The organism is Enhygromyxa salina (assembly GCF_002994615.1).
GTDB classification, from domain to species: domain Bacteria; phylum Myxococcota_A; class Polyangia; order Nannocystales; family Nannocystaceae; genus Plesiocystis; species Plesiocystis salina_A.
In genome coordinates, this window is sequence record NZ_PVNK01000149.1 from 65,184 (window position 1) to 77,910 (window position 12,727).

General features: G+C 72.0%; 4 protein-coding genes. 1 reads left to right on the top strand and 3 read right to left on the bottom strand.

The genetic code is table 11. The annotated features are described in order from the left end of the window. Positions 1 to 142: 142 nt before the first annotated feature. The 3 genes from ENSA5_RS16185 to ENSA5_RS38900 form a co-directional block, all read right to left on the bottom strand. Positions 143 to 7,927, bottom strand: coding sequence for a transglutaminase-like domain-containing protein (locus tag ENSA5_RS16185; RefSeq protein WP_106392561.1), 7,785 nt, complete (start codon positions 7,925 to 7,927; stop codon positions 143 to 145). Positions 7,928 to 8,102: 175 nt separating this feature from the next. Further along, positions 8,103 to 8,810, bottom strand: coding sequence for a response regulator (locus ENSA5_RS16190; protein WP_106392562.1), 708 nt, complete (start codon positions 8,808 to 8,810; stop codon positions 8,103 to 8,105). A 60-nt stretch (positions 8,811 to 8,870) separates the two neighbouring features. Beyond that, a complete protein-coding gene (locus ENSA5_RS38900; protein WP_219906803.1) occupies positions 8,871 to 10,778 on the bottom strand; it encodes an ATP-binding protein in 1,908 nt (635 codons plus the stop codon). Positions 10,779 to 10,913: 135 nt separating this feature from the next. Between ENSA5_RS38900 and ENSA5_RS16200 the strand changes: the two genes are divergently transcribed. Beyond that, positions 10,914 to 12,305 (top strand): sigma-54-dependent transcriptional regulator, encoded by a 1,392-nt coding sequence (locus tag ENSA5_RS16200; protein WP_106392564.1) that lies wholly within the window; start codon positions 10,914 to 10,916, stop codon positions 12,303 to 12,305. Positions 12,306 to 12,727 lie beyond the last annotated feature (422 nt).

Below are 12,727 nucleotides of genomic sequence, written 5' to 3' on the forward strand. Positions count from 1 at the left end.
GACCGGCGAGGTACGGCCAGGCTCGGATCGCGTGCGGGCGGGACTCTAGGGGCTCGGTCGCGCCCGTGCAATCCGCACAACGACGTAGCCACCTGTGGCCGGCGAAACGAGCCTAGTCAGCGACCGAGGGCCCGGCGGTCGGTCAGCGACCGACAGGATCAATCGCGAGGATCTCGAATTTACCCAGGGAGATCATCGCCAGGACGTCGACGACCTCGAGCTCGAGGTGGCCTGAGCCGACGCTCGCGGTCCCAGCCGTGGGATCCACCTCGCGCCAGCGGGTACCGTCGTGCCACGCGACCCAGGCGTGGGCGACCATCTCTTCGCCGCTGGCGGCCATGCCCTCTTGGAGGCGCGCGGGAATGCCGGCGGCGCGCAGGAGCGTCACGGTCAGCAGCGCGTACTCCGTGCAGTCGCCCTCGCCGCGCTCGAGGATCGTCACGGCGTCGAGGCTCGTCGGCGTGATCTCGTAGTGGACCTGGTTGTGGACCCAGGTCACGATGGCCGCAACTGTTGCCGCGTCGTCGCCCGAGACACGCAGGGCGTTGGCGACGTCACGAATTTTCTGATCCTTGGCCCGAATCATGTTGTCGGAGGCGAGCATGCGATCGCGCTCGTCCGCGGTCAGGACCTGGGTTGTGGCGCTCGCTACCGCGCGTGAGGGCAGCACGGTCATGCGTAGCTCGTCGGGTCCGACGAGCTCGACGCTGATCCGGGCGTTGTCGTCGGGCACCGCCGTGCGGGCGAATTGCTCGGCCTCGTCGACCCGGATCCGGTAGCTGAGGCCGCTGTCGGTCTCGGCCTGGCCGAGGCGCCGCGGGAGCTTGCTGGCGTTGCCGACCTCGGGGCTCGCGAGCCAGCGGTCGATGAGCGCGAGCTCCTCGTCCGACTCGGCCAGGTTGAGCGCCACGCTCGCGCTCAAGACCCCTTCGTCGCTGTTGGGATCGGCTGGGGTCCACTCGCCGCGGAGCTCGACGCGATCGACGAGCCCGACCATGGTCGCGATCAGGCGCAGGTAGTCACCGCGCCGATCGCCCGTGTAGCGCTCGGCCATCTCACGCACGACGGCGGCGGCGCGCTGTCCGTCGAGGCTGGACGCGGCGAAGGCCGCGGGATCGTCGAACCCGGCGCGCTTGATCGGGCTGTCCTGAGCGTCTTCGGCCAGGGCTTGGGTCGAGGCCACGATCAGCGCGCCGTCGCTCACAACCCAAAACAGCCCGGCGTGCTCGCGCAGCTCGCCCGCGGCGGGCGTGCTGACCTTCATGGCCTTCATGGCCTTGCGCAGGTTCGCGTCGAGGGGCATGACCAGGACCCAGTCTTGCCACAGGGCGCTGCCGACCTCGGGGTACCAGCCGAGCAGGACGGCGCGCGCGGCCTCGGCCAGCTCGACCGGCGGGAGCTTGTCGTCGGCCGAGAGGCCGCAGGTCTGTTTATCGTCTCCGGACTCGGGGTTGCGCCCCGACACCTTCGCTTCGCTCGGGCCCTCAGGTCCTCGGAGGCCTTGGTCGGGGGCGGGCGCGGGTGGCGGGGCGCCGTTGCCGTGGCCGGCGCAGCGCTCGAGCTCCGCGTCCTCGAAGTACTCGCGCAAGGTGTCGGGCTCGAGCGCGACCGCGACCGCGGCGACGTGCTGATCGGGCAGCAGCCGGCGGAGCCCGCCAAACTCGCCGATTTTTGTGCGCTCGCCGCTCGCGCGGGCCGAGAACTCGATGCCCTCGTTGTCGAGCACGACCTCGAGGGCCAGCTGCGGGAGCCCGAACTCCTCGGTGAAGTCCACGGCCTGCAGCGCGACGCCGTCGCGCCAGCCCGTCACGGCCGCGGCGAAGCGGGGGTCGGCGGCGAGGGCCTTCGCGCCGCTCGGGGGCTCGCGCAGCAGCTGCTCGGCGAGATCCGAGCCCGAGAACACCAGGAGGCGGTCACCGATGAACATGTAGTGCTCGGAGTCGACGATCACCCGGTTCTCGTGGAGCTCGATGGTCGCGTAGTACTCGAGCTCGTGGCCGGCGATGGTCCGGACCAGGCGCAGGCGCTCGGCGGTGATCTGCGGCGAGCCGTCGGGCTCGAGCTCGTCCTCGGGGGCCTCGATCAGCGAGTGGAGCGCGACCGGGAGCGAGCCGAGGGTCAGGGGCAGGCCCGCGAACTCGGTCGCGAGGCTCAGGGGCACGGCGACCCCGGCGTCGTCGCCGAGCTCGCGGGCGGCGAGGGTGCTGAGCACGGCGTTGCGATCGCGGACCGTGGCCGAGCACGCGAAGCTCTCGCTGCCCTTGGGTGAGACACACTCGATCGGCTCGCTGAGGTCGAGCCCGCCGGCCTCGCTCAGGAGCGAGAACGAGCCCTGCAGCAGCATGTCGTAGATCAGCGTGCGGACCAGGTAGGCGTCGGCGGCGTTGGCCGGGGCCAGGCGGCGCAGGAGGCCCTCGAGGCTGGTCGCAAACAGGCCCGCGTTGCCGACCCGCACGTAGGTCCACTCGTGGCCCGGGGTCAGCTCGGCGAGGGGCGTCGCGCCGAGCTGCTCGACGCTGCGCGGGGCCGGCCGCGGCCGGTGCTCGCGGACCCAGATCGTGGCCCGCTCGGCGTTGGTCGCGGGCTCGCGCCGGGTCAGCAGCTTGCGGCCGGCGGCGTGGTCTTCGGCCATGGACTCGAGGCCCTCGCGCGTGCGCTTGGCTCGCTTGGGCCGGTCGTCGTCGGGGTCGAGCTTCACGGCCTCGACGAGCTTGGCGAGGCGCTTGCGATCCTTGGCGTCGAGCTCGCGCGCGAGCGCCCAGGCCAGGTCGATCGCGAGCCCGCGGGCGTTGTCGTCTTCGATGCCGGCCTCGATCAGCTTGTCGGTCCGCTCGCGGATCGCCGCGAGGTTGGCGGCGCCGGGGATGTCCATCAGGCTGCGGACCGCGAGCACGGCGTCCTTGCTCGCGCCGTCGATCACGACCTCGCGGAGGCGCTCGACCTCGGTCCGGGGCATGCCTGGGCTCGCCTGGCCGTCGAAGTAGTCCATGGTCGCGCTCGCGGCCAGGGCCAGGGCGCGGAGCCGGGGGTCGCGGAGCCCGAGCAGCTCGCGGGTCAAGGCCCGGCTGTGCTCGTCGGGCAGCGCCGCGATGACCTGCAGCAGCCCGAAGGCCGGCTGCGCGCCGCTGGTCGTCAGGGCCGGATCCGAGATCGCGGGCTCGCGCTCTTGGTAGAGCACGCGGCGGGTGTCGGTCATGACGCGCTCATGGTGGATCTGCGTCGCGGCCCGGCCGAAGGCGTGGACGGCAGCGTCGGGGTCGAGCAGAGTCAAGAGCGCGAGGCGAGCGGCCTCGGGCTGCTCGGGCGCGGTGCAGGTCAGCAGCGCGCGGCGCTGCCAGGGCTCGCGGGTGACCAGGAACAGGTCGAGGAGCAGCTCGGCGCGGGGCTCGGGGGCCAGCGCGGCCAGGTCTCGATCTTTGTCGAGCACGCAGCTGTCGACCTCGCTCGCCGTCATCCGCGACAGGAGGCGGCGGGCCTCGAAGCGGGCGCGGTCGTCGGGCAGCGGGCGCCCGGAGCTGCGCATCGACTCGGCGGCGGCGGCCGACTGCGACCAGTCGAGGGGCCGGAAGCTCTCCCGCAGCAGCACGATCTGGGCCAAGAAGGCGCCGAGGTCGTCGGGCGTCGAGCCGGAGATGAGCATGAACAGGTTGCCCCCGGTCGGGATCAGGACGTTGTGGATGACCGACTCGCCGTCCGCGACGAGGAACTCGATCGCGGGCCCGGCGGGCAGCTCGAGCTCGCGGGTCCACAGCAGCGCGTAGTTGCGCGCGGTCCACTCGGCGATCAGCGGCTCGGCGCAGCCGAGGCCCTCGCAGCGCGAGGCTCGGGGCTCGCGGACGACGAACTGCACGCGGCTGTGGGTCTCGGCCTCGGGGTCCTCGGGGTCGGGCGCGAGCCCGGGGATCGGCTCGTGGATCCCGAGCCCGTCGGGGTTTCGCTCGGCCGCGGCCGCGAAGAAGGCCTCGGCCGAGGTCTGGATGTCGGCGTGGCGCGTGGGCGCGAGGGCGTCGAGATCGGCGTCGTCGATCGTCGCGATCTGGACGTCGAAGGCCTCGGGCGTGCGCAGCCACGCGGGCAGCTGGTCTTCGGCGCCGGTCAGGACCGCGGGCAGGGCCTCGTCGCTGAGCCACGGGTGCGCGGGGAATTCGAGGCGCGCGGCGGCGAGCAGCTGGCGGGCGGCGTCGAGATCGTCGGGGCCGGTCAGCAGCGGGAGGGCGTCGGCGAGCACCAGCGGGTTGTCGGGGTGGAGCTCGACGAGCTCGCGGGCCAGGGCCAGGGCCTGCTCGCGCATCCGGGCGTCGCCGTACTCCGACAGCAGCATCAGCTTGACCACGTGGCACTCGGGGTGGTCGGTGGCCACGCGCTCGTAGGCCGCGAGGCCGCGGTCTTCGGCGTAGGCGTCGAGGAGCTCGAGCATCGCCGCGCGGGTGATGCGGCCGGCCTCGAGGTCGGCGCGGATCAGCGCGGTGATCGACAGCCCGTAGTGCGCGGTCGAGCGCAGCTCGGCGTCGCTGGTGTCGCCCTCTTGCCGGGTCGCGGCCAGCATCTGCGGCGAGCGGGCGGTGAACTCCGGGGCCTCGTCGTCCTCGGCGCTCGGCAGCCACGCGAGCAGGCGCTGGGCGTAGAGATCGGCGGCCTCGAGGTCGAGGCTGCGCACGGCCGAGCCGGCCGCGTAGGCGAAGCGGCGGCGGTCCGCGGGCGCGAACTGGCTGATGATCTGCTGACGCAAGAGCGCCCCGCGGTAGCGGCCCTGACCGAGCTCGATGTCGTCGGGCTCGGTCGCGATCGCGTCGAGCGCGAGCTGATCGACCCGGAGCTTGGCGCCGCGCTCGTCCTCGTCTTGCTTCGACAGCCACAGCGACGCGTTGAGCAGCCAGACCGGATCTTCGCGCAGGCCGTCGATCGTCGCCGCGGTCGCGAAGAACTCGCCGAGGTCGAGGCCGTTGGCGCGCGCGCGCTCGGGGTCGTTGAGCGCGAGGTAGGCGAGGTCGACGGCGAGGAAGCGGGTGCCGCCGAGCTCGTTCCACAGCGGCACGCAGCGCTCGGCCGCGATCTCGAACTCGTCGCGCTGGAACATGCGCAGGCACGCGTACTGGGCGAGGTCGGGATCTTCGATCGGCGCGTAGAGATCGCTGATGACGCTGCGCGTGACCGGATCGTCGGCGTTCCACAGCTCCTCGCGGACGATCGTCCAGCTCAGCAAGTCGTCGATCGCGTGGCGCTTGCGAGCGCCGGCCAAGAGCAAGGTCGCGTGCGACCCCGCCGGGGGCTGACGAAAGCCCTGGTAGCGCGGGGTCGCCGAAGCCAGCGCGACCAGCTCGCTGTCGCGTCCGATCAGGTAGGTCAGCCACAGCTCGACGTCGCGGTACTCGACCCGCAGCTCGGGCGGCGCGGCGCCGAGCCAGGCCAGGACCTTGGCCGCGATCGGGAACGAGTCGGCGGGCATCGGCGCGGCCTCGAGCTGCTCGAGCAGGCGCTGGAGCCCGAGCTCGGCCAGCGGTCGGACCTTGGTCGCGGGCTCGCCGATGCCGAGCAGCGCGGCCCCGTCCTCGCGCGCGAGCCACAGCTTGGTCAGCAGCGGGCCGTCGATCTCCTCGCGCGCGGCGGCGTCGAGCAGCTCGCTCGCGTGCCAGTGCACGGCGCTGTCGGGGAACAAGAGCAGGGCGTCGCGGACCCGGCCGACCTCGCGCTTGCGCAGCTCGAGGGTCCGCAGCGCGCCCTCGAAGGCCGGCAGCGCGCGCGGGCGCCGGGCCAGGGCCTCGAGGTAGAGGGGGTGGGCGGTGGCGTGGTCGTGGGCGGCCTCGGCCACGCGCGCGCGCACGTAGGGGGCCATGAAGCCCCGGGGATCTTCGGCGTCGGCGATCGCCAGCGCGCGGTCGCGGAGGATGGTGTGGTCGGCGAGCTGGGCGGCGAGCGCGAGGCGGCCGGCGACCATGCCCTTGGCCACGCCGTCGAGCTCCTCGACCGCGAGCAGCAGCTCCGCGGTCGCGGCGTCCCACGCACCCATCCGCGCGAGCGCGAGGCCCCGGGCGAACAGGGCCAGGCGCGAGCGGCCGGGGAACAGCTCGCCGACCATGGCCGGATCGCCGGGCAGCCTGCGCTCGAGAAACCACGTCGCGTCGACGTCGGCGCTGGGGACCTCGAGCAGGAGGTTGGACAGCTCGCGGGGCTCGACGAGGCCGTCTTCGAGATCGCGCAGGGCCATGCTCGCGATCGTGCGGGTCTCGGGCCGGAGGATCTGTCCGTTTTGCTCGAGGCGCGCGCGCGCGAGGTCGGGCCGGTTGGCCGCGAGCTCGCTGAACAGCGCCGCGGCCTGAAAGTCGGTCGTCGCGGCCACGCGCGTACCGGCGTAGACCGAGAGGCGCTCGCGGACCGCAGGCAGCTGCTCGCCCTCGAGCCACGGGATCGGCGAGAACCACGACGCGCGGACGTTGGCCGAGCCGCCGAGGGCGTCGAGGCCCGCGCTGTACTCCTCGCTGGCGACGTCGAGCTTGGCCAGCTCGTCGAGGACGTGGCGGCAGTCCTCGTCGAACAGCTTGCGCTCGCGGCAAACCGCGAGCTTGTTGCCGAGCTCGGGCTCGCGCCCGGCGACCGCCGCGAGGGCGCGGTCACGCACGCGCTTGGGGGAGTCGGCGTCGATCGCCGCGGAGCCGAGGACCGGGAGCGCGAGCCGAGGCGCGGTCCGGCCTTGGGCCTGGGTCACGAGCTTTCGGTCGGCCGCCCGGGCGAGCGCGACGTGCTCGGCCGGGGCTTGCTCCTGCTCGAAGTTGCTGACCCAGTTCGAGATCGAGGTCGAGCGCTGGGCCCGGGCCTTGCGGCGCCAGCGTTGGAAGTCGGCCCGGCCCGCCTCGGTCCCGGACTCGAGCGCGACCATCGCCGTCAGCGTGTCGCGCAGGTCCTTCTCGGCGTCGGTGGCGTCGTCGAGCTCGAGCTCGGCGAGCAGCTCGCCCGCGTCGCCAAAGGTCCCGCCCGCGACCATCTGCTTGGCCCGAAACAGGGCGAGGGCGCGGCTGCTCGGGGTCTCACGATGGCGCAGCAGCATCCGCGCCTGGCTGCCGAGGGGGGCGGCGCCGTTGGTGGCGAGGTCGGGGAGCAGGGCCTCGTCCTCGCTGATCTCCGCGCGGGCGAGGGCGTCGAGCACGACCCGGGCCGCGAGCGCGTCTGGATCCCAGCGGTCGGCCCGAAGGACCGCGCCGAGCCAGCGCTCGTAGTCGGCGTCGCGGCGCTCGGTGGCCGCGCGGTTGGCCTCGGTCCAGAGCAGATCGACGGCCTCGGGCCCCGCCGCGGCGAGGGACTCGGGCGCCAGGCGGGGGCTGCCAGCGGGGAGGCCGGGGCCACGGTAGCTGCGCCAGCGCAGGCGCTGGAGGGCGACGAGCATGCTCGGGTTGCCCTCGAAGGCGTCCCACAGCTTGGCGTAGCCCCAGCTCAGGTCGGCCTCCTGGGTCAGCTTCAGCGCGCGGGCGATGGCCTTGCGCGCGCGCTTGGGCGTGGCCATGAATTGCGCGGCCTCGACCACGAGCTGTCCGTCGAGGAGCTCGTCCCCGATCTCGACCGCGAAGCGGGCGGCCTCGTCGAGCTCGTCGAGCGCCGCGGCGTAGGTGGCCTCGGAGTCGCCCTCGATCCGGACGATCAGCAGGCGCCCGCGGGCGAGGTCGAGCTGCTCGCGGGCGAAGGCGGCGGCCTCGTCGGCGTTGCCGAGCTTGGCCGCGAGCCGGGCCGCCTCGCGCGCGCGGGCCTGGCCCTCGCTTCGCTCTCCGAACGCGCCGAGGTGGCCGAGACGCACGCGCTCGGCGAGGGCCTCGGCGTCGAGCGTCCGGGGCTCGGTGTGAACCGTGACTCGGGCCGTCGAGCACGCGCCAACGAGCGCGATCGCCAGGACGAGGACAGGTAGGAACGAGGTCCAAGACCGGCGGCGGCGCTCAGGCATCCCCCCGACCGTAGGTCATGACGCTCATCCGAGCCAGGAGCCTTGTCCCCCAGGATCCTCGCCCCGGCGCTGCTTCGCGGCACCGCAAGCTCGCCGCGCTCGGCCCCCGAAGCGATCGCGTGCCGGGCTGGGAGGTCGGCGTCACCCCAAGCAGGGCGGGTGCCGAAGGCGTGCCTCAGTCGATCTCTCGGGTCGCGCGCTCGAGGTTGACCTCGACCAGGCGCCAGCACTCGTCCTCGTTCTCGACCTCATCCTCGAGCAGACGCTCGAGCGCGAGCTCGATCTCGGCCATCGCCCGCGAGACCTCGGCGTGGCCGTAGGTCCCGGCGGTGCCGTGGAGCGTGTGGGCGATGCGGTGGGCGGCGTCGACGGCGGCCTTGCGCTTGTCCTCGTCGGCCGCGTGGGCGTGCTCGATCGCCGCGCGCAGCCCGTCGATCTTGCTGCCGAGGCCCTCGGAGTAGCGCCGCCGCAGGGCCGCGAGGCGGTTGCGCCCGCGCTGCTCGACGGGCTGGTCGAGGATGTTGCGGATCTCCTTGGGCAGCTGCATCGGATCGAAGGGCTTGGGGATCACCCCGGCCGCGCCGAAGCCGACGTAGCGCTCTTTTTCGTGGGACTGGACCTTGGCGGTCATGAAGATGACCGGGATGTTGCGGGTCTCGGCCATGGCCGCGAGCGCCTTGAAGGTCGCGACCCCGTCCATCTCGGGCATCATCACGTCGAGCAGGATGACGTCCGGTTTGTTCGCGGTCGCGAGCTCGAGGGCCTGGGCCCCCGACGAGGCCAGCATGGTCTTCCAGCCGCCGACTTGAGACAGGCTCATCTCGGCGATCGTGCGGATGTCGGGTTCGTCGTCGACGAGGAGGATGGAGTTGATCTCGGCCACGGTGGCTCCGTCAGCGAAGGGGAGGGGGAGGGAGGCAGGACGCAGGAGGCAAGGAGGTGGTCAGAAGGCGCGCTGGGCCTCGTCTTCGAGGGTCCGCAGGGCCTCGGCGAGGGCTTGACGCTGCTCGCGGTCCTCGGCGGCGCCGGAGCTGGTCACGAAGTTGGACAGGGCCGAGGCCACGCGGATCAGGCTCGAGCGCACGGGGACGGGCAGCCCGCGGCGGCGGGCGAGGCTCGTGGCCTGGCGGTGGAGCTCGCGGGCGAGGTCGCGGTCGTGGTCGCCCCCGCTCGAGCCGATCAGCACGACCGCGCCGTCGACGAGCTCGAGGACCGGGTTGCTGCGCTGGCCCTCGACGCGCGCGCGCCGGGCCTTGCGAAAGGGGCTCGACTCGGCCCGAAACCGACGCAGCGGCCGCTCGCGCTCGGTCTCACCGATCTCGAAGTGAAAGCGAGAGCCGACCCCGGGCTGGCTCTCGACCCCGATCACCCCGCCGTGGGCGTCGACGATCGCCTTGGAGATAGCGAGGCCGAGGCCGCTGCCCCCGGCCGAGCGGGTGTCGGACTCGTCGAGCTGGGAGAATTTCCGAAACAGCTTGGGCAGCTGATCTTCGGGGATGCCGGGGCCCTCGTCGCGGATCGAGAAGCGCACGGTGCCGGTCGCGACCTCGTCGAGCTCGACGTAGACCGTGTCGCCGGACTTCGAGAATTTGATCGCGTTGGACAGCAGGTTGATCAGCACCTGCAGGAGGCGATCGCGGTCACCCCGCAGCTCCGAGGCTGGCTCGAATTCGCGGACCAGGGTCACGCCGCACTCCTCGGCGTAGCCAGAGATCTCGGCGATGGCCTCGTTGGCGAGCGCGACCGGGTCGAGGAACTCGTTGCGCAGCTCGAGCTTGCCGGTCTCGATCTTGTCGAGATCGAGGATGTCGTTGACGAGGCGAATCAGCCGCTCGGTGTTGCTCAGCGCGATCTTGACCAGGCTGCTGGTCCGGGCCTCGAGCTCGCCGACCACGCCCCCGTCGAGGAGCCCGAGCGAGCCGCGGATCGAGGTCAGCGGTGTCCGCAGCTCGTGGCTGACGATCGACACGAACTCGTTCTTGAGCCGCTCGATGCGGGCGCGCTCGGTGATGTCGGTTGCGATCCCGACCACGCCCTCGAGCCGGTCGTCACTCGTGACCGCTGGCGAACAGCGCAGCTCGAAGGTCAGGCGGCCGATCGGCGCGGTCGTGAGCGTGGTCTCGCCCGTCATCGCCTTGCGCACCGCGCCGAGCAGCTGCGGCACGTGGGCGAAGACCTCGAACACCGAGCGGCCGATGACGCGCTCGGGCGAGACCCCGAGGCCGGCCGCTCCGAGCCCGTCGAAGAGCGACAAGATCCCGTCGGGGTCGATCGAGAACAGGACGATCGGCGCGCCCGTGATGATCGTGCGCAGGCGGTTTTCGCTCGCAACCAGGGCCTCCTGGGCGCGTCGCCGCGTGCTCACGTCCTCTTCCGTGATCAGCGCGAGGCGCTCGGCACGGTCGACGGCGCTGACCTGAATCAAAAACCACGTCCGGCCCCGGGGGCCGTCGCGGGGAACCTCGCTCTCGTAGCGACGGCGCCGACCGTCGAGGACCTCGAGCACGCCGGCCACGAACGCACCGATCTCGTCGGTCGGGCCCCCTGGAGTGAGGCCGGCGAGGTAGTGGCTGCCGATCGGCCGCCAGGCGGGCGCGTCGGGCTGCTCGTTGGCTGTGGGTGACAGCCAGGCGCGATTGGCAGCGACTACCCGGCCATCTCGATCGATGAGGGCCGCGCGATTGGGCATGGCCTCGAGCAGCTCGTCGGTCGGTCCGTGCGCGCGCTTCGGCGCGTCCTCATCGGCGCGCTTCGGCGCGGCCCCGTCCGCGCGCTCCGGCGCACCGATAGTCACCGGGTCGCGGTCCGGTTCGCCGCCAACCCGGGCCTGCTCGCCGCTCGAGGACGTCACTGCGCCGCAGTATGCCGTCCGCGGGCGTGCATCACCAGCAGCGAGTCGCCCGGCCGGCCCGAACCTGGAGTTCGAGCTTGGCGTCGGCGTCATTGTACTTGTCACCCGTCAATGTCCGCTGTCATAAACGAGTGGATGAGGGAACCAGGTGCACGGAGCAAGGCCAGGGTGTTGGTGGTCGACGACGATGTCGACCTGCTGGCGCTGCTCGAGGCCGGGCTGGAGGGCGGGGGCTACGAGGTCGAGGTCTGCGGTTCGGCCGAGCGCGCGCTCGAGATGCTCGAGGTCGCGGCGCACGACATGATCATCACCGACATCAACCTGCCGGGCATGAGCGGGCTCGACTTTTGCTCCCGGGTCGTGTCCGAGCGCGGGAACCTCGTGGTCATGGTGATGACGGCCTTCTCGAGCATCAAGTCGGCGGTCACCGCCCTGCGCGCCGGGGCCTACGACTACCTGCTCAAGCCCCTCGACATCGAGGCGCTGGTCCATCGGCTCGACCGCGTAGTTCGCGAGCAGGACACCCAGCGCGAAGTGCAAAAATTGCGCGAGATCGTCGCGGAAGAGCGGGGCTTCGAGGGCCTGCTCGGAACCAGCGCGCCGATGCAGAAGCTCTACGATCTGGTCGCGCGCGCGGGCGAGACCGACGCCTCGGTCCTGGTCACGGGCGAGAGCGGCACGGGCAAGGAGCTCGTGTCTCGCGCCTTGCACCGTCGCAGCGTCCGTCGGGGCGCGCCCTTCGTCCCCGTCAACTGCTCGGCGATCCCCGACACCCTGCTCGAGAGCGAGCTCTTTGGCCACTCGCAAGGCGCGTTCACCGACGCCCGTAAATCCCGGGCCGGGCTGTTCGTCGAGGCCACGGGTGGGACTCTGTTCCTCGACGAGATCGGTGAGATCCCGCTCCAGGTCCAGCCCAAGCTGTTGCGCGCGCTCGAGGAGCGCAAGGTTCGGCCGGTCGGCTCCGACAAAGAGAGCGACGTCGACGTCCGGCTGGTCGCCGCGACCAACCGGGATCTCGAGGCCGCGGTCGAGGACGGCAGCTTCCGCGAGGATCTGTTCTTCCGCGTCAACGTCATCCACATCCACGTGCCGCCGCTTCGCGCTCGCGGGGGCGACGTGCTGCTCCTGGCCCAGAGTTTTCTCGAGCGCTACGCCGCGCGCTTTGGCAAGGAGGTCGCCGGGCTCAGCTCGGGCTCGGCCGAGCGGCTCATGGCCTACAGCTGGCCGGGCAACGTCCGCGAGCTGCGCAACTGCATCGAGCGCGCCGTCGCCCTCGGCCGCGGCGCCGAGATCGAGGTCGAAGATCTGCCGGAGCGTGTGCGGACCCACAGCCGCGCCCAGCTGGTCGTCGGCAGCGACGATCCCTCCGAGCTGGCCGAGCTGGCCGAGATCGAGCGCCGCTACATCCTCCACGTGATGGAGGTCGTCGGTGGGAACAAGAGCCTCGCGGCCAAGACGCTGGGTCTCGACCGCAAGACCCTCTACCGCAAGCTCCAGCGCTACGCGCGTGCTGGGACTGCGAGTTGAGTTGTTTTTTACCCCCCCGACCATTAGCGACTTTGCCACGCACGGCCGCTGCGCGGCCGGTCGCGTCCTCGCTGCGCTCGGTCGCTCGGTGGGCTGGGATGAGCTTCGCAGTCGTTTGTGTGGCGGGTTGTTTTTGACCCCCGCAGGCGTCAGCGACTTTGCCACGCACGGCCGCTGCGCGGCCGGTCGCGTCCTCGCTGCGCTCGGTCGCTCGGTGGGCTGGGATGAGCTTCGCAGTCGGGTGCGTGGCCCCCTAGAAGGGGGCTCGGGTTCCTTTGACCCCCCACAGGCAGCTGTTTTTGACCCCCACAGGCGTCAGCGACTTTGCCACGCACGGCCGCTGCGCGGCCGGTCGCGTCCTCGCTGCGCTCGGTCGCTCGGTGGGCTGGGATGAGCTTCGCAGTCGTTTGTGTGGCCCCCTA

Bases quoted from the DNA above. Each gene is read 5' to 3' on its own strand.
- ENSA5_RS16185 (WP_106392561.1), bottom strand. From the start codon at position 7,927: ATGCCTGAGCGCCGCCGCCGGTCTTGGACCTCGTTCCTACCTGTCCTC.
- ENSA5_RS16200 (WP_106392564.1), top strand. From the start codon at position 10,914: ATGAGGGAACCAGGTGCACGGAGCAAGGCCAGGGTGTTGGTGGTCGAC.